Here is a 19,218-nt window from a genome sequence, read left to right as displayed (position 1 = left end):
GGCTTATATCACTTTCCCCGAATCTTTTGAATCGCTGCGTGTCGATCTTCTTGATTATATATTGCCGAGCCGGCCACCAGGACTGTCGCCCCTTGTTCAATACATAGTTTAGCCGTTTCTTCATTCACTCCGCCATCAATCTCTATTTCGAGGTTTTGATTATACATTTCTGCCATCGCCTTCACTTCGGCAATCTTCGGCAGAACGGATTTAATGAACCTTTGCCCGCCAAAACCCGGATTGACCGTCATCAACAATACCATGTCAATATCTTCGATTATAGGTTGGATCATGGAAGCCGGAGTGGCTGGATTAAGCACCACGCCTGCCTTTACACCAAAAGATTTAATCAATTGTATCGTCCGATGCAAATGAGTGCATGCCTCTACATGTACAGTTATATAATCGGCTCCCGCTTTCGCAAAGGCCTCGATATAACGATCAGGTTGTTCGATCATTAAATGAACATCAAGCGGAAGTTTTGTCACCGGGCGGATAGCATCAACAATTAGTGAGCCTATCGTTATATTCGGCACGAAATGCCCATCCATGACATCCACATGGATTAAATCCGCTCCGCCCCTTTCGACATCAAGAATTTCTTCTCCCAATTTTGCAAAGTCAGCTGATAAAATGGATGGTGCGATTTTAACCATTTTAATACCTCGGCTTTCTATCTCTGATTTCTTCTAAGAATTGCATATAATGCTCATATCGATAGCGTGGAATTTCCCCGGCATCAACCGCTTCTTTCACTGCACACTTCGGTTCTTTATCGTGCAGGCAGGCACGGAATTTACAGTCTTCCCCATACTTATGCATTTCCGGGAAGCAATAAGATAACCGTTCAGCTTCCATTTCCATGAATTCAAGGGAACTGAACCCAGGAGTATCTGCGACTAGTCCAGAGCCAATATGAATCAATTCAACGTGGCGGGTGGTATGCTTCCCACGTCCCAGATGTGATGAAATATCATCCGTCTTTAAAGCCAAGTCAGGATTGATTGCATTCAGCAAAGACGATTTCCCGACGCCTGACTGACCGGCAAATACACTGGTTTTTCCTTCTAAATACGGCACTAGTCCTTCAATTCCTCCAGCAGTAACTGAGGATGTTTCCAGTACAGTATAGCCAAGTTTCTGATAGTCCTTGATATACTGAGACAATTTCTTTTGGTTTTCAGCCGTAACCAAGTCAAGTTTCGTCACGACGATAATGGGTTCGATTTCGTTATCTTCGATCAGTACGAGGAATCGATCAAGCAAAGCCGGACTGAAATCAGGCTCTACTGCTGAAAAGACAAGGATTGCCTGATCTACATTCGAGATTTGCGGACGAATCAATTCATTCTTTCGTGGTTTTATTTCGGTCACGGTCCCGTCCGTTTTATTTTCCGCTTCAAAAACCACATAATCACCCACAAGCGGCGTTACCTTATTCTTCCTGAATACGCCCCGTCCGCGGCATTGATACACCTCTTCACCATCAAGGACATAATAAAATCCACTTAATGCTTTGATAATTTTTCCCTCGGGCATAACCACACTCCTAATTATTAAATTTATTCTGGATATGAGACGGATTCGTCAATGATGACCTGATTGTCCCGCATGACTTTATATCCTGCTTTCTTATCCGGGGAAACCATTAATTCGATCGTTCTTTTGGCATCATCCAAGATAAAGAACGTTTCTTGAGGCTCCGTCATGCTATTGTTGATATCCTCGATGAAAATTTGTATTTTTTGCGTTTTGCCTGGCTCAACCGGATCATACTCGATTTTGATTTCCTCCGTTACACTCTTGGGAGGAATCTCTTCTTTCCCTTTTGAAATGACCACTTTCACAGTACTGCCCTTTTCCACCTTCGTAGCAGGTTCGGGTGACTGGGAAATGACAAGCCCCTCTGCTACGGAATCATCATAGATTTCTTCTTCGACATCGATTTTTATTCCACTCTCATTGGAATAATCATTAAGGCCTGCTTCATTGAACCCTGTTAAGTTCTTCAAGCTCAGCAGATCTGCCCCTTTGCTGACCGTTAGCTCAAGCTCCGTTTCGGATGGTACGACCTCAGTGGCCCCCGAAGGCGATTGTTCTATGATCGTGCCGGCAGCACTGTCATCATATTTTTCGGTCACGCTTATGTTTTTGAATCCCATTTTTTCAAGCAGGGATTTAACATCAGAATAGTCTCGACCTTCATAACTGGACAATGAAATCGTCTCTTTACCAATGCTTTGATAAATATCGATCACTGCACCTTCCTTGACTGTCTTACCTTCTTTAGGATTGGTTTTGATTACAAGACCAGCTTCAACCTCTTCATCTTCGATCTCGATCGTTTCTCCAATTTTCAAATCCAATTCAAGCAATTCAGTAATGGCATCATCCAATTCTTCCCCTTTGAGGTCCGGGATCGTCACTTCCTTCGAAACAAGGAGGGGAGGTAAAACAGTGACAGATAAAACAGCAAGCAGTGCGAGAACTAAAAAGGTGGTCACCAAGATCGCAGGGATGTTCTTTCGTTTTTTACCTTTATGTTCCGACTTGATTTTTTGTTTTTTCTGTTTCTTTTGTTTTTTCGGTTTCGTTTTCGATTTACTCTCTGCTTCTGATTCACTTTCTTCATCGTCCGCATAGACCAATGTATTTTTTTCCGGACCCCTTATGATTGTCTCATCGACGCTTGAAATCTGATCATCCGTTATGACGGGGATGGCTTTCGTTGCATCATGATCTTCAGGAATGGCAAAAGGCAGTTCATTTGAACGCTCAGGATTAAGCGAAGTCCGCATGTCATCTTCCATTGAATCCACGCTATCATAGCGGTAATATGAATCTTTGGCTGTCGCTTTCAAGATAATATTTTCCACACTCTGAGGTATTTCAGAGTTCCAGCGTTTTGGCGAAGGAGTTTCCGATTGTAAGTGTTTAAGAGCTATCGAAACGGCTGATTCACCCGAAAAAGGCAATCTCCCCGTCAACAATTCAAACATGACGATACCCAGTGAATAAATGTCGGATTTCTTATTGGCCATACCGCCTCTGGCCTGTTCCGGGGATAAGTAATGAACCGAGCCCAAGACTGCGTTGGTCTGCGTTATGTTTGTTGCACTTAGTGCCAATGCAATGCCGAAGTCCGTAATCTTGACGGTTCCTTCTTTATCAATCAAAATGTTCTGTGGCTTGATGTCACGATGGATGATCCCATTATGATGGGCATGGGAAATCGCTGCCGTGATTTGCTTCATGATATCCAGGGCTTCATCAACTGGAATTGGATAATATTTTTGTATGTATTGCTTTAGTGTAAAACCGTCCACGTATTCCATTACAATATAATAGATTGAATCTTCTTCACCAACATCATAAATACTTACGATATTGGGATGGGCCAAACTGGTTGCCGATTGGGCTTCCCGATTGAAGCGCTTGATGAACTCTTCGTCATTATTAAAATCCATGCGAAGGATTTTCAATGCAACGTCCCTATCCAAGATCATATCCCTTGCAAGGTAAACATTTGCCATACCGCCGCCACCGACCATCTCGATCAGTTTATAACGGCCGTTGATTCTTCTACCAATCAACATTCAATTCACCTGCTTTCACTTTCTTCAGTAAATTGAACAAGCACAAGGGTGATATTATCTTCCCCACCGTAGTGATTGGCCTTATCTATTAATGAAATCGCCTTTTCTTCAAGTGACTGTCCATTGGTTATGGTATCTTCCAGTTCCTGTTCACTCACTTTGTTCGTCAATCCATCCGAACAAAGCAATAGTAAATCATTTTCTTCGAAAATGACAGTCATAACGTCCATTTCCACTTGCATTTCTGTTCCCAGGGCTCGTAATAAAACATTTTTCCGTGGGTGGTTTTCGGCATCTTCCTTTGAAATCTGCCCGGAACGGACCAATTCATTAACAAGTGAATGATCTTCCGTGACCTGCTTAAAGCCGCTCTCATTATACAAATAACATCGGCTGTCCCCGATGTTGGCAATGGTAGCAAACTTGTCGGTGCAAATGGCTGCAACAATGGTGGTCCCCATGCCCTTACATTCCGTATTCGCTTCAGCATGTTCAAAAAGCAACTGATTGACCAGAACGATTTGCTGCTTCAGCCAATCCTCGGCATCATTTGCCGTTTCGATACCTGTAGATGCTTCCCAGCCCTTTTTCAGAAGGTCTATCGTCATTGCACTGGCTACATCCCCGGCACGGTGGCCGCCCATGCCATCTGCAACGATGGCAAGGCGAACGCCTTCCGAGTTCTTAAAGATTCCGCCATTATCTTCATTATGCTGGCGGACTTTTCCACGGTCTGTCTTAAATATTGCCCTCATAGGGTCACCTCGTCTCTTCTTTGCGCTCCTTGGCCCGAAGCTGGCCGCAGGCTGCGTCAATATCACTGCCTTGTTCCCTTCGGATCGTTACATTAATGCCGCGCTTCTTCAATGTTTTTTCAAACTCAAAAATTTGGTCCCGAGGTGTACGTACATAGTTGCGTTCAGGTACATAGTTAACCGGTATTAAGTTAACATGGCATTTTATCCCTTTTATTAAACTTGCTAATTCTTCTGCGTGCTCCACTGAATCATTTTCGCCACCGAATAGACCATATTCAAAACTTACACGGCGACCTGTTTTTTCTGTATAGTATTTGATGGCTTCAATCAAGTCTGGAAGTTTGTAGGCCTTATTGATTGGCATCAATTTACTTCTTAATTCCGTATTCGGTGCATGAAGGGAAACAGCAAAGTTTATTTGCATGCTTTCTTCGGCAAACTTATAGATTTTAGGAATGATTCCACTTGTGGAAACGGTAATATGACGCGCCCCGATGTTCAAGCCTTTTTCATGGTTTATATTCTTCAAGAATGACATCATATTATCGTAGTTATCAAACGGTTCACCGATTCCCATGATAACGACAGAACTAACACGTTCTTCCGATTCGTCAAGTGCTTGCTGAACTTTAACGACCTGGGCAACAATTTCCCCTGATTCAAGATTACGCTTTAAACCGCCTAATGTCGATGCACAGAATGTACAGCCAATTCTACATCCTACCTGCGTTGTCACGCAAATGGAGTTTCCGTATTCATGGCGCATCAGCACTGTTTCAATCGAATATCCATCATGGAGTTCAAATAAAAACTTCATCGTTCCGTCATTGGACGTTTGCTGAATCAAAGTCTTCAATGTGGTGAAGGTGAATTGTGATTCAAGCTTATCCCGTAATGTTTTCGAAAGGTTGGACATACCTTCAAAACTGGAGACACGCTTTTTATAAAGCCAGTCATATATTTGATCGGCCCGGAATGCCTTCTCTCCATTTTGAACAAGCCATTCTTTAATTTGGTGAAGCTCTAATGAGTAGATCGATGGTTTTTCTGGTGTCGTGTCTTTTCTTACTCTAGATGATTTAGTGATTTCTGCCATTACAGCACCTTCTTTCTAAAACTCGCAATAAAGAACCCGTCACTGCTAAAATATTGCGGAAAAACTTGCAGCGTATGACCCTCGATAAATGGCTGAACGCTTTCAGGCATTCTTGTGGACAAGGTTGCATCGCTTTCAAAATCCGGATGGCTTTCCAAAAATGCTGCAGCGACTTTGTCATTTTCTTCTTTATCCACCGTACAGGTACTATATACTAACCGTCCGCCTTGCTTAACAAGCGGGGCAGCCGATTCCAATAATTGTATTTGTATACTTGAGAGTTTCATTATATCATCTTTTGTTTTAGTGTACTTTACATCAGGCTTCCGGCGCATGACTCCCAACCCGGAACATGGTGCATCGATCAGCACCCTGTCAAACCCTTCTTTATTAAAGTGTTCTTGCACTTTCCTGCTATCAAGGGCCATTGTTTTAATATTGTTTCTGAGTTTTAGGCGCTCAGCCTGTTCTTTAATGAGCTTGACCTTATGCTCATGAAGGTCGAGCGCATATACTTGTCCAGTGGTCAAGCCTTCTGCGATATGTGTCGTTTTCCCTCCAGGTGCAGCACAGCAATCGAGTACAGCATCATTTTCATTCGCACCTAATGCATGGGCTACAAGCATTGAACTCTCGTCCTGAATCGATAAATACCCTAATTTGTAGCTTTCTGAATGAGCAAGATTCCCTTTATAGCTGACGATTGCTTCGGGAACGACTTCACTTGCCTCAACATCATATCCTTCTTCCGTTAATATGCTGATCAGTTCACGGCGTGAAATCTTCTTTAAATTAACCCGTCCCGTCTGTAAAGGCGCAGTTAAGTTGATCTCACACATTTCCTTGGTTTTTTCATAACCAAATTGCTCTACCCAACGCTTGACCAACCAAATTGGGTGACTTACTTCTATGGAAAGCCGTTCCAGATCATCTTTAATATCACCTAAAGAAGGAACACCATTTCTTTGAATATTACGAAGTACACCATTTACCATCGAAGATGTACCTTTATGCCCGCGCTTTTTGGAAATTTCGACGGCCTCGAAAATGATTGCATGATCAGGCACTTTATCTAAATAGACCATTTGGTAAACGGAAAGTCTAAGTAAATTGATGACCCAGCTTTGCGTTTTTTTCGGTTGTTTAATATATGGGTTCAAATAATAATCCAAAGTCATCTTCCGCTGTATGGTACCGTAGCTTATTTCTGTAAGCAGTCCGCTATCCACGGCGGATAACTGGTGCTTTTTAATCAAATTGTTCAATAATAGGTTACTGTAGGATTGGTTTTTCTCTACAGATTCCAAGATATCGAGAGCGATTTCACGCACTCCCTTTTTAGTTTGCTTCATTTTGTTCTCCTAACTTCATGCCTGCTTTAATGAACGATCCGGCTCCGCGCAAATAATCTTTCGCCGGCATTTTTTTCTTCCCTGAAGGCTGCAGTTCTGTAACTAGTATTGCCGTCTCATTGCCTGTCGAAACGATGAAACCATCACTTTGTACATCAATGACCGTGCCTGGCACTGCCTGATTGCCATCTGCAAGTTTCTTCACCTGCCAAATTTTCAAAATGGCCCCGTCTAAGGTTGTATAAGCAACAGGCCAAGGATTCAGGCCACGTACATGGTTATAGATGTCTTCCCCTGATTTCGACCAGTCGATTTTTTCCTCAGACCGTTTTATGTTAGGCGCAAAAGACGCTTTTGCCTCATCCTGCTTGATCGCCTGCAGCTCCTGATTTATAAGTTTCGGAAGCGTCTCTGCAAGTAAATCCGACCCTATCTTGCTTAATTTATCATGCAGTGATCCTACATTGTCTTCTTCCTCTATAATCACTTCCGCCTGGGTCAATATATCACCGGCATCCAATTTTTCCGCCATATACATGATGGTTATTCCCGTCTTTTCTTTCCCTTGTAAGATGGAATAGTGAATTGGCGCCCCTCCACGCAGTTCAGGAAGCAGGGAGGCATGTACATTAATACATCCGTACTTAGGGGCATCCAGCAATTCATTCGGAAGGATTTGACCGAAAGCCGCCGTCACCACTAAGTCAGGATTCAATGCAATGATTTTTTCAAGTTCTTCTTTTTCTCGGATTTTTTCGGGCTGATAAACGGGAATCCCCTGCTTTTCGGCTTCGACCTTAACTGGCGGCGGCGTCAGTACCTTTTTGCGGCCTACTGGACGATCGGGCTGCGTGACCACAGCGATCACATCATACCCTTCATCAATGATTCTTCTCAATACCGGCACTGAAAAGTCCGGCGTACCCATAAATATAATTTTTGTCATTCTTCCCCAAACCTTTCTAACTCTTCTTCCGAAATATACCGGGAGACCTTACTTGTAAATAAAACGCCTTGCAGATGATCAATTTCATGCTGAAGGGCCCTCGCGAGGAAATCTTCCGCTGCTATCTCGAAAAAAGATCCTTTTCGGTCTTGTGCCCGGACTTTGACGCGGTATGGACGCGATACTTCGCCATATAAACTCGGGAAGCTCAAGCATCCTTCAACACCCGTCTGTTCGCCTTCCACTTCCAGCACTTCCGGATTAATCAATTCGATAGCACCTGATCCTTCTTCTATTTCAACGACGGCCACTTGCTTTTTCACGCCAACCTGAGGTGCTGCAAGTCCAACGCCATCCGCCTCCACCATCGTTTCATACATATTATTTAACAGCTTTGCCAACTTTTTATCAAAACTTGTTACTTTATCGCATTTTTGTTGTAAAATTTTTTCAGGAAACAAGACAATCGGTAAAATAGCCAAAATTAAAGGTACCCTCCTAGATATGAAAAACAACACTTCATTATAAAAACGCAAGCTGCAGCAGCTCGCGGTAATCATCCATCTCTCAAACAATTACATCATGATCTGTGGATTTAAATCTATTGAAATCTGCAGATGATTTTGAGCGGTTTCTTTTTGGTAATGCTCCAAAAGTGTGCGTAGATGCTGATTAAGGTCCGGCTCTCGTTTGTATTTTATCAGACATTGATAGCGATATCTATTGTTGATTCGACTAATGGGCGAAGCAACCGGACCCAGTACGATAGAATCCCGATTCAATCGTGAGCCTAAATAATTGGTGATTTTTTCAGTAACACTTACCGTCTTCATTAAGTCTTCATGTGAAACGGTTATAAGGACAACATAATAATAGGGAGGGTAATGACTTTGCCTCCTTAGATGCATCTCCCGTTCATAAAAAGCATCAAAATCCTGTAAGGCTGAAAGCTCGATGCTGTAGTGCTCAGGCGTATACGTTTGTATGACCACTTCTCCCGGAAGCTGATGACGTCCCGCCCTTCCACTTACCTGTGTCAGCAGCTGGAATGTCTTTTCAGAAGAACGGAAATCAGGCAGATGCAGCATCGTATCAGCTGATAGGACTCCAACAAGAGTGATATTAGGAAAATCAAGGCCCTTGGCTATCATTTGGGTGCCAAGCAATATATCTGCCTTCCCTTCACCAAAGGCATTCAGCAACCGCTCATGTGAACCTTTCTTGCTCGTCGTATCGACATCCATTCGTATGACCCGTGCTTCAGGGAGAATTTTTGCCAACTCTTCTTCAACCTTTTGAGTGCCCGTACCGAAGAATCTTATATGTTCACTTTCACATTCAGGGCAAACGGAAGGCATTCCCTCTTCAAACCCACAATAATGGCATTTCATTATATCATTAAAGCGATGATAAGTAAGTGAAATGTCACAATTAGGGCAGTTGATGACCAATCCGCAGCTTCGGCACATCACAAAGGAAGAATGTCCCCTTTTATTTAGCATCAGGACTGTTTGCTCTCCCTTCTCAAGCCGGTCTTTCAGCTTGGTAAAGAGCAGCTCCGAAAACATGGAACGATTTCCCGTTCTTAGTTCTTCCCTCATATCTACAATATCCACTGCCGGCAACGCATTTTTATTCATCCTCTGGCTAAGGGTCAATAATTTATAGACATTTTTCTTGGCACGCGCAAAAGATTCAAGTGTAGGTGTGGCGCTGCCAAGAATTACCGGACACCTATATGATTTTGCTCTTTCAATGGCAACATCCCTGGCGTGGTACCTAGGCGTTTCTTCTTGCTTATAACTGGATTCATGTTCTTCATCAATGATGACCAGCCCCAGGTTTTCAAAAGGAGCAAACACGGCTGAACGCGCCCCCACCACCACTTTAACTTCCTTACGATGGATTTTCCGCCATTCATCATATTTTTCACCTACGGATAAACCGCTATGCATGACAGCTACCTGCTCTCCAAATCGTTCCTTAAAACGCTTTACCGTCTGTGGCGTTAAGGAGATTTCAGGTACAAGCATGATGGCTTCCTTTCCTTTTTCAATGACAGAGGCAATTGCCTGTAGATACACTTCTGTCTTGCCGCTGCCGGTTACACCATATAAAAGAAAGACATCATGTTCATCATGACGGATTTTCTCGTTGATGGGCTTCAAGGCAGCGGTTTGTTCAGCTGTTAGTGTAAAGGGTGTGGATTTTTCGAACACACGGTTTTCATACGGATCACGATATATTTCTTGATCCATTTCCGCCAAAGCCCCTTTTGACACTAGGGATTTGACGGTACCGCTTGATGTGTTTAACAATTCGAGCAATTCCTTTAACGGAATGGGTTCTTGATGTTCAATAAAGTATTGAAGTAGTTCCTGTTGTTTTTTTGCATGGCTGGACATGGCTGATGCCATTTCCTTCAGTTCCTTAGGGGAAAGCAAAGATTTAATGACACGGACCGTCTTCTTATTTAGCCGGTTTTTCACATTATATACGAGCTCAAGATTGCCATTTTGCATTTCTTTTTGAAAGAGGGAGGCGTTCTCCCCTTCAATCACGTCTTTCCATGATATTGAATCATTTTTTCCGAAAAGGTTTTGGATGAAGAGAGGCAGCTGATCCTTTTTTTCTTCAACGACTTTAATAACTTTTTCATACTTTGCTTTCATCGCTGCCGGAAGCATGGCCTGCAGCGATGAAATTTTAAAACACATCGCCTCTTTGGTCAACCAGTCACCAAGCTGCAGCAATTCATCATTAAGGATGGGCTCCAAATCCATTGGTTCCTTTATATTGCGTAATTTCGCAAAGTCGCTTTTAGCTTTTAAGCCTGTGACGAATCCCTGCACCATTCTTGGTCCGAACGGGACGATGACTCGCATTCCGGGTTTGATGACTTGGTTCCACTTTTCAGGTATGCGATAGTCGAATTCTCGATCCGTTTGTTTAGCAGGTACATCCACGATTACGGATGCTATATCCATAAGACATCATTCCTTTTGCATGCGGGATACTTCTGCCAGAATGCTTTTAGCTATATCCGCTTTACTCATTTTTGGAAGTTCGGTCGCACTTCCATCTTTATCGTAAATGGTCACGATGTTCGTATCCGTTCCAAACCCTGCCCCTGCGATGGTAACATTATTGGCAACGATCATATCTGCATTCTTTTTGACTAATTTTCCTCTTGCATATTCTTCGACGTTGTTCGTTTCAGCCGCAAAACCTACCAAAATTTGATGAGTTTTATTTTCACCGAGTTCCTTAAGGATATCCTTTGTCCGTTCAAATTCAATCACATTTTCCCCTGGCTGCTTTTTCATCTTTTGAGCATGATAAATCTTTGGTTTATAGTCCGCAACTGCAGCCGTCATGATTACGACGTCGCTGGAATCGAACTGTTCGAATGCCGCATCATACATATCCGCTGCAGATTCCACTGGTATTACTCTAGCTTTGAAAGGTGGCGTCAAGTTCACGGGACCAGTAATCAATGTCACTTCAGCTCCCATTTTAATTGCCTCTTCGGCTAGGGCATAGCCCATTTTGCCGCTGGAATGATTCGTCACATAACGCACCGGATCAATCGCTTCACGAGTCGGTCCTGCCGTTATCAAATATTTCTTTCCTTTAAGAGGCTGTTTCTGTGATTTGCGTTCACCGAAATATCGATTAAGATGTTCCACGATTGTTTCCGGCTCCTCCAATCGCCCTTTTCCTACATAACCGCAGGCCAAATACCCTTCACCCGGTTCAATGAATTGATATCCAAATGACCGAAGTGTCTCCATATTTTTCTGAACCGCTGGATGGGCGTACATGTGCACGTTCATTGCCGGCGCAACCCAAACAGGAGCTTCCGTTGCCAGCAGAGTGGTCGTGATCATATCATCCGCGATTCCATTGGCTACCTTGCCAATGACATTGGCTGTAGCTGGAGCCAAAAGGATGATATCAGCCCAATCAGCCAAGTTGATGTGGGCAATGACTGAAGAATCCTTCTCATCAAAAGTATCTGTATAAACATCATTTCTCGAAAGTGCCTGAAAGGTGAGCGGCGTCACGAACTTACGTGCCGATTCACTCATGATCACTTTTACATGGGCACCTTCCTGAGTTAATTTACTTGTCAGGGCAGCAGCCTTATATACAGCAATCCCGCCGGTGACACAAAGAAGTACTTTTTTATCGATAAGCATGCAAATTTCCCCTAACTATTCATTCTTTTTTTCTAATTATGACGGAAAACCGAAGAAATTTCATTTGAAATGCGCAATAACATATGGATTCCCCCAGCATTCCATATCTTTCAGGGTTTCATCCATGACTTTGGTTACTTTTAAAAAATCAAAACAAACAGGCCTGACACCTTGGCCGCAGGAAGGAAGCACTTTCCAAATGCAATGCTCCTGTTTGCTTTAGGGTGTCAGGCCCGATAGGTCAAGCTATGTGTTCTCTTAGTTTTCCTCGTAAGAATTATCATAAGTCAATTTACCGGAATGAATTTCTTCAAGGGCACGACCTACCGATTTATGGGAAACCGGTTTCGTTACGAGGCAGTTATCTTTAATTTGCATTTCCCTGGCCCGTTTAGCCGCCACTGATACAAGTGAGTATTTAGAATCGATTTTAAGTAATAGAGAATCAATTGATGGATATAACATAATTTATTCCGCCTCCAACATTTTTTTATATAAAACAGCAACTCTTTCCCGACGGCAATGCTCGGCAATTACAATTGCATTAATTCGCGCACATGCGGCATCCACATGATCATTTTCAACAACATAATCGTATAGATCCATAAGTTCTATTTCTTCCTTAGCCACCTTCATCCTTCCTTTTATCGCTTCCTCCGTCTCGGTTCCGCGAGTAACGATGCGGCTTTCGAGTTCAGTTAAACTTGGAGGAGCAAGGAAAATGAAAAGTCCTTCAGGGAATTTCTCCCGCACCTGTTTAGCTCCTTGCACTTCTATTTCCAGAAATACATCTTTTCCGGAATCGATTGTTTCACGGACATAATCCACAGGTGTTCCATAATAATTACCGACGAACTCAGCATATTCCAGCAATTTACCTTCTTCGATAAGTGCTTCGAATTCTTCGCGTTTTTTGAAGAAATAGTCCACTCCGTCCACTTCACCATGGCGAGGCAGCCGTGTCGTCATCGAAATTGAATATTCGAATGCCGTTCCTGGCTGAGAAAAAATTGCCTTCCTTACTGTTCCTTTACCAACACCGGATGGACCGGACAAAACGATTAATAAACCTTTTTCTCTCATATTGTTTCAGTTACCCCTCTTCTACGCTGTCATCTCTGTCTTGGAGCCGTGCAGCAACCGTTTCCGGTTGAACGGCAGATAAGATAACATGGTCGCTGTCTGTAATTATTACGGCCCTGGTTCTTCTACCATATGTAGCATCTATTAAGGATCCGCGGTCCCGGGCGTCCTGGATGATCCTTTTGATCGGAGCCGATTCCGGGCTCACGATTGATACGATCCGGTTTGCGGAAACGATATTCCCAAAACCAATATTAATGAGCTTTATTGACATTTTTGTCCCCCATTCATATCTATTGTCACCTTGTTAGGTTCATCATAAACCGACTACTCGATATTTTGAACCTGTTCCTTTAATTTTTCAAGAAGACTTTTCATTTCCACCACTTCTTTGGTAATGGCCGAATCATTTGCCTTCGATCCAATCGTATTGACTTCCCTGTTCATTTCCTGGACAAGGAAGTCAAGTTTTCTTCCAATTGGTTCACTATGGGTAAGCGTTCTTGAAAATTGCTGTACATGGCTATCGAGTCTGGTCAGTTCTTCATTTATATCACATTTATCAGCAAAAATGGCCGCTTCTGTAACAATCCTGCTATCTTCAATCAACCCTTCAGTCAACTCGGCCAGCTTGAGTTCCAACCGGGCTTTATATTTCTCGACGACTGAAGGTGCATGCATTTTGACCCCTGCTACAATCTCATCGAACCTTTTCAGCTGGCGTTTCATGTCCAAGGCCAGTTCCTGACCTTCCAGATTCCGCATTATTTCCAGATTTTCCAATGCCCCCGTGACAGCCTTCAATAACAGGGATTCCAAATCGGCAGGAACCGCGGGTACTTCTTCCGTCATGAAAATCGATTCAAGTTGCAGCATATCCTGTAATGTAATCGAACTTTCCAGATTATACTTTCGCTTGACTTCATCCATCAAACCCACATACTGATCCGCAAGATTCCAATCGATCTTCACCTTTTTGGAAACCAGGCTCTCACCTTCCACTGTGATGAAGATTTCCACCCGTCCCCTTCTTATGTATTGATTCGCCTTCTTCTTCACCTTTTCTTCCAAAACCAAAAGCTGGCGCGGCATCCGAATCGTATATTCACAAAAACGATGGTTCACGGTCTTAATTTCGGCAAAAACCTTGACCTGTTCGTTTTCCGCTTCTTCTCTTCCATAGCCCGTCATACTGGTAACCATGGTTCCACATCCTATCAAACATAATGTAGTAATTTGGCCTTTAACATTCATTATATATTAGCTACAGCACGAAAACTTTAGCTCACAAATAAAATACTACAAAATAAAAAGGCAATAGAGCATGACTCTACCACCTTAATGATTATACCATATATCATTGTGCTTTTCTTGCTAAAAAGGTTCCAGCCAGTAAAAAAGTTGGAATGGATGCCATCCCTATAACTAATAGCCAATCCCTTCCCGAAATCGGTACTGTATGAAAGATTGTTTGTAAAGGCTGCACATACATGACGGCTACCATCAATAATAGGGATGACAGTACCGCCCCCACTAGATAAAGGTTACCGAATGGATTTCTCGAGAAGATCGAACGTTCGCTTCGGCAATCGAATACATGTATTAGCTGAGCCAGGACCAAGGTGGCGAACGCAATCGTTTGTGCATAAGCAAGATTATCCGGATTTGCACGATATACTACATAAAATGCGATCAATGTAGAAATCCCGATCAGAAAACCACGAGAGATGATCTTCCAGCCAAGCCCTCTTCCAAAAACACCTTCATTAGCATTTCTTGGATTTCTTTTCATTACATCTTCTTCTGCGGAATCCAGTCCCAATGCCATCGCAGGCAGTCCGTCGGTAACAAGGTTCACGAATAAGATCTGGATTGGTATCAAAGGTAACGGCAAGGCACATAGCATCGCAAAAAACATGACCAAAATCTCCCCAACATTGGAAGCAAGCAGATAACGGATGAACTTCCTGATGTTTTCGTAAATATTCCTGCCTTCATTGATGGCCGATTTAATTGTGGCAAAATTGTCGTCAACCAATATCAAGGAAGAAGCTTCCTTAGCGACATCAGTACCCGTGATACCCATGGATATACCAATATCCGCTGATTTTATCGCAGGGGCATCATTGACTCCATCCCCTGTCATTGCAACGACATGTCCTTTATTTTGCAAGGCTTTTACGATTTTTAACTTATGCTCAGGGGAAACGCGGGCAAATACAGAAACACTTTCAACAACTTCCTCAAGTTCCCCGATTTCCATGTCGGCCAATTGCCGTCCTTCCAGTACACGGTCTTTTCCTTTTAAAATACCAAGTTCTTTAGCTATTGCCTTTGCGGTTATTACATGGTCGCCAGTAATCATGACAGTTTTGATCCCGGCATCCCTGCATTCCTTAACTGCCTGCTTCACTTCCGGACGTGGGGGATCGATCATGCCCTGCAGTCCCATGAAGGTCAAATTGCGCTCAGCTTCGGTTTCATGAAGCAAAATCGTTCCTTTTGAAAGGGGTTTATAACCAACAGCAATCATTCGAAGTGCCTGCGCGGCAAGCCCATTCATGTCCTGTTGCACCCTTTCCTTACTCTTCTGATTCAATATTTCCGACTTTCCTTCCCAAAGAATCGTGTCGGACTGGGCGATTAATACATCAGGTGCCCCTTTTACGATGACGAAATGATTATCTTTATCATCCTTCACTATGACACTCATCATTTTGCGGCTCGAGTCAAATGGAAACTCCTTGACTATCGTAAACCTCTTAGACAAGTGTTCCCTCGTCAAGCCCGCTTTCATTGCCGCGACCAGCATCGCCCCTTCTGTCGGATCACCGTCCAAAATATATCGTTTACCATCCTCCTTTAACTCGGCTTTATTACAGAGCATGCCAAATGTAATCATTTGAAGCAAGGCATTATGGTTTTTCGGGGCAACTGAAACTCCCTCTAAAGAAAACTCTCCGACCGGATTATAACCAGTACCGCCGACATCCCAAGTTTTCCCTCCACTCCAAACCTTCGTCACCGTCATTTTGTTTTGTGTAAGTGTTCCTGTCTTATCTGAGCAAATCACCGTTGCGCAGCCAAGCGTTTCTACGGCAGGAAGCTTGCGTACTATCGCTTTTTGTTTGATCATACGCTGAACGCCCAAAGATAATGCTACAGTCACAATGGCTGGCAAGCCCTCGGGAATCGCCGCGACAGCCAAAGATACCCCGGCCAAAAACATCGTATAGAGGTCATGCCCTTGAATGACACCAGTCAGGACCACTATTACTGTTAATATTAAAGCCGTGACGATCAAAATTTTCCCTAGCTGCTCCAGCCTCCGTTGAAGTGGTGTTTCTTTTGTTTCAGCAGTCTGCAGGAGATCCGCAATCTTGCCCATCGCCGTATTCATTCCTGTAGCGATTACGATTCCAACCCCATTTCCTCTTGTTACCATCGTTCCCATAAACGCCATATTTTCCTGATCACCGATACCTTCAACCTCATTCATCAATGGATCAGAACACTTAACTGCCGGGAGTGACTCACCGGTAAGTGCAGACTCTTCTATTTCAAGGCTTGAATGCTCGAAAATCCGTAAATCGGCACCAATTCGGTCACCACTTGAAAACTTCAGGATATCCCCTACTACGACTTCTCTCGAAGGGACTTTCAGCCACTGGCCGTCCCGAAGTACGTTAACTTGCGGCGCAGCCATTTCCTTTAGGGCATCCAGGGATTTCTCTGCCTTCCGTTCCTGAAAAAACCCAAGTACTCCATTCAAAAAAACAATCGCCATGATGGCAATCGCATCGATATATTCACCCAATATCCCGGAGACTAAGGTCGCGGCAAGTAAAACTATGACCATGAAATCTTTGAATTGGGCGAAAAATAAAAGAATGGCTGACTGTTTTTCTCCTTCTTTCAATTCATTAAAACCATGCTTTCGCAGCCTGTCCTTTACTTCATCATCGTCCAAACCGTGTGTAACGTTTGTTTGAAGCGCTTTCTCCATTTCTTGATTATTCATTTCCTTGAACTCCATCAAGTATCACACATCCCTTTGAATAGAATGAAATAGGCTCCTGTATACATCTCAACAGGCGCTTTTTGCTTTACTCATCCAACACCTGCCTGCTTACCGATACATAAAACAACCTGCTCTTCTTCCATGATTATTCAGACTCGTCCAAAATAATGCTATAATTAAACAGAATTGCGGAAAGAAGAACGATCCGGATAATTTAATGAATGAACGACCGCTAATCATGATGAATGGACTAAATTTGCATTTAATCTCAGAAACAAAAAAATCAGCCATTCAATTTATCTGAACTAACTACCCCAGCTTTTCACTCAGTTCGCTAAAAAATTGGGATTAGCTAAAATGGGCAGCCCCTGATGCTTTGATAACGCCCGGCAAAAATGAGTTCTTAGAAAATCTTATGTAAAGGAAGTAAAAATAGAATGTCATTTGATGGATTATTCACGAAAGCGATGACAGAAGAAATCGCTTCTATATTAAAAGGTGGACGAATCAATAAGGTACATCAGCCTTACAAAAATGAAGTAATACTGGTTGTTCGTGCTGGAGGTAAGAACCATAAGCTCTTACTATCAGCCCACCCAAGTTATTCGAGGGTGCAAATGACCGAAGAGAGTTATGAAAATCCCAAAGAGGCACCCATGTTCTGTATGCTTCTTAGGAAGCACCTTGAAGGCTATACGATAGAAAATATATATCAATATGGACTTGATAGGATGATCATTTTTGAAGTGAAGGGCCGCAATGAGCTTGGTGATGTCTCTCAAAAGCAGTTAATCATCGAAATCATGGGGCGTCACAGCAACATTGTTTTAGTCGATAAAGAACGAAATATGATTTTGGACAGCATTAAGCATGTTTCACATGCTGTTAACAGTTATCGCGCAATATTGCCCGGCCAGGAATATTTGGCCCCGCCCGCACAAGAAAAGAAGAATCCCTTCGAGGCTACCGAGGATGATATAAGGAAGAATATTGACTTCAATGCAGGAAAGCTGGATCGACAGCTTGTTTCCCATTTTTCTGGGGTTTCACCATTAGTTGCAAAGGAAGCCGTTTACCGGGCTGGACTTGCCAACAGCACGACCCTTCCAGCAGCTTTTTTAAAGATTATCCAAGAAATCTCGGAGCAAAACTATACCGCGATGATCAGGCAAGATGGAAATAAAGAAGTTTTTTATATGCTTTCACTCGATCATCTGACTGGGAATCAACGTACGTTTCCTTCATTGAGCCAGATGCTCGACCGCTATTACTTCGGAAAGGCAGAAAGAGATCGGGTTAAGCAAAAGAGCCAGGATGTAGAACGTTTCATTACTAATGAAATAGAAAAGAACTCCAAAAAAATCGGGAAGCTCGAACGTACATTAAAAGATACGGAACGCGGAGAACAGTATCAGTTATTCGGTGAGCTGCTTACAGCTAATCTATATCAAATGAAAAAAGGCATGAAGGAAATCGATGTCGTCAATTATTATGATGAAGAACAAAGTATGGTCACCATCCCGCTTGACCCGTTAAAAAATCCATCAGATAATGCACAGAAGTACTTCTCCAGATACCAAAAGTCCAAAAATGCAGTCGGAGTCGTCCAAGAACAAATCCAAAAAACAAAATTGGAATTGGCCTACTTTGAAGCCTTGCATCAGCAGCTCCAATCAGCTTCACCCAGAGATATAGAGGAGATTCGCGAAGAACTTCAGGAAGAAGGATACATTAGGCAAAAAAAGAAAAAAGGCATGAAAAAGCCTGCAAATGCAAAACCGCAGCTTGAAACATACTATGCTACAGATGGAGATCTCATTTTTGTCGGGAAAAATAATAAACAAAATGATTATCTAACGAATAAGTTTGCACGCCGTGATGAAATATGGCTTCATACCAAAGATATACCTGGCTCACATGTTGTGATTCGAAATGAATCGCCAAGTGAAAAAACGATAAAAGAGGCAGCCGTATTAGCAGCTTTCTTCAGTAAAGCACAGCAATCGAGCTCAGTGCCCGTTGATTTCACACAAGTTCGCCATGTTAAGAAACCGAATGGTTCCAAACCCGGGTTCGTGATCTACGACCAGCAGCAGACCGTTTATATTACACCTGATGCCGATACTGTCATACGCTTAAAGGAAGCGGTAAAGGATTGAAAGGT

At 43.0% G+C, this 19,218-nt stretch carries 16 protein-coding genes; 1 reads left to right on the top strand and 15 read right to left on the bottom strand.

All coding sequences use genetic code 11. The features are described from left to right. Positions 1 to 8: 8 nt before the first annotated feature. From rpe to JNUCC41_RS16685, 15 genes are all read right to left on the bottom strand, one after another. Positions 9 to 656 carry a ribulose-phosphate 3-epimerase gene (gene rpe, locus JNUCC41_RS16755; RefSeq protein ID WP_192203994.1) on the bottom strand — a complete coding sequence of 216 codons (648 nt, stop codon included), beginning with the start codon at positions 654 to 656 and terminating at the stop codon, positions 9 to 11. Between the two features lies 1 nt (position 657). Further along, complete coding sequence (gene rsgA / locus JNUCC41_RS16750; RefSeq protein WP_141992197.1) at positions 658 to 1,539, bottom strand: ribosome small subunit-dependent GTPase A; 882 nt, start codon at positions 1,537 to 1,539, stop codon at positions 658 to 660. A 23-nt stretch (positions 1,540 to 1,562) separates the two neighbouring features. After that, positions 1,563 to 3,596, bottom strand: a complete 2,034-nt coding sequence (gene pknB / locus JNUCC41_RS16745) for a Stk1 family PASTA domain-containing Ser/Thr kinase (RefSeq protein WP_192203993.1) — start codon at positions 3,594 to 3,596, stop codon at positions 1,563 to 1,565. Positions 3,597 to 3,601: 5 nt separating this feature from the next. Beyond that, entirely contained in the window at positions 3,602 to 4,351 is a 750-nt protein-coding gene (locus JNUCC41_RS16740) for a Stp1/IreP family PP2C-type Ser/Thr phosphatase (protein WP_192203992.1), read from the bottom strand. 4 nt (positions 4,352 to 4,355) lie between these two features. Then, positions 4,356 to 5,450, bottom strand: a complete 1,095-nt coding sequence (gene rlmN / locus JNUCC41_RS16735) for a dual-specificity RNA methyltransferase RlmN (protein ID WP_192203991.1) — start codon at positions 5,448 to 5,450, stop codon at positions 4,356 to 4,358. Next, positions 5,450 to 6,802, bottom strand: a complete 1,353-nt coding sequence (gene rsmB / locus JNUCC41_RS16730) for a 16S rRNA (cytosine(967)-C(5))-methyltransferase RsmB (protein ID WP_192203990.1) — start codon at positions 6,800 to 6,802, stop codon at positions 5,450 to 5,452. The genes rlmN and rsmB overlap by 1 nt, the downstream gene beginning before the upstream one ends. Next, the gene (gene fmt / locus JNUCC41_RS16725; protein ID WP_192203989.1) at positions 6,789 to 7,748 is read right to left on the bottom strand and encodes a methionyl-tRNA formyltransferase; all 960 of its coding nucleotides are present in this window, start codon (positions 7,746 to 7,748) and stop codon (positions 6,789 to 6,791) included. Before fmt ends, rsmB begins: the two co-directional genes overlap by 14 nt. Further along, a complete protein-coding gene (def, locus tag JNUCC41_RS16720; protein ID WP_192203988.1) occupies positions 7,745 to 8,230 on the bottom strand; it encodes a peptide deformylase in 486 nt (161 codons plus the stop codon). Before def ends, fmt begins: the two co-directional genes overlap by 4 nt. Positions 8,231 to 8,323: 93 nt before the next feature. Next, the gene (gene priA, locus JNUCC41_RS16715) at positions 8,324 to 10,735 is read right to left on the bottom strand and encodes a primosomal protein N' (RefSeq protein WP_192203987.1); all 2,412 of its coding nucleotides are present in this window, start codon (positions 10,733 to 10,735) and stop codon (positions 8,324 to 8,326) included. A 6-nt stretch (positions 10,736 to 10,741) separates the two neighbouring features. Next, positions 10,742 to 11,950 (bottom strand): bifunctional phosphopantothenoylcysteine decarboxylase/phosphopantothenate--cysteine ligase CoaBC, encoded by a 1,209-nt coding sequence (gene coaBC, locus JNUCC41_RS16710; RefSeq protein WP_192203986.1) that lies wholly within the window; start codon positions 11,948 to 11,950, stop codon positions 10,742 to 10,744. A gap of 258 nt (positions 11,951 to 12,208) precedes the next feature. Beyond that, positions 12,209 to 12,415, bottom strand: coding sequence for a DNA-directed RNA polymerase subunit omega (gene rpoZ, locus JNUCC41_RS16705; RefSeq protein ID WP_098371057.1), 207 nt, complete (start codon positions 12,413 to 12,415; stop codon positions 12,209 to 12,211). 3 nt (positions 12,416 to 12,418) lie between these two features. Beyond that, the gene (gmk, locus tag JNUCC41_RS16700; RefSeq protein WP_034313809.1) at positions 12,419 to 13,033 is read right to left on the bottom strand and encodes a guanylate kinase; all 615 of its coding nucleotides are present in this window, start codon (positions 13,031 to 13,033) and stop codon (positions 12,419 to 12,421) included. A gap of 10 nt (positions 13,034 to 13,043) precedes the next feature. Next, on the bottom strand, positions 13,044 to 13,307 hold the full coding sequence (gene remA / locus JNUCC41_RS16695; protein WP_034313813.1) for an extracellular matrix/biofilm regulator RemA: 264 nt from the start codon (positions 13,305 to 13,307) through the stop codon (positions 13,044 to 13,046). A gap of 53 nt (positions 13,308 to 13,360) precedes the next feature. Further along, entirely contained in the window at positions 13,361 to 14,236 is an 876-nt protein-coding gene (locus JNUCC41_RS16690) for a YicC/YloC family endoribonuclease (protein WP_192203985.1), read from the bottom strand. Between the two features lie 154 nt (positions 14,237 to 14,390). Then, positions 14,391 to 17,069 carry a calcium-translocating P-type ATPase, SERCA-type gene (locus JNUCC41_RS16685; protein ID WP_192208198.1) on the bottom strand — a complete coding sequence of 893 codons (2,679 nt, stop codon included), beginning with the start codon at positions 17,067 to 17,069 and terminating at the stop codon, positions 14,391 to 14,393. 422 nt (positions 17,070 to 17,491) lie between these two features. Here JNUCC41_RS16685 and JNUCC41_RS16680 point away from each other — a divergent pair, with 422 nt between their 5' ends. Then, on the top strand, positions 17,492 to 19,213 hold the full coding sequence (locus JNUCC41_RS16680; RefSeq protein WP_192203984.1) for an Rqc2 family fibronectin-binding protein: 1,722 nt from the start codon (positions 17,492 to 17,494) through the stop codon (positions 19,211 to 19,213). Positions 19,214 to 19,218 lie beyond the last annotated feature (5 nt).

The organism is Brevibacillus sp. JNUCC-41, from assembly GCF_014844095.1.
Classification (GTDB): domain Bacteria; phylum Bacillota; class Bacilli; order Bacillales; family DSM-1321; genus Peribacillus; species Peribacillus aracenensis.
This window is presented reverse-complemented; position numbering and strand designations above follow the sequence as displayed.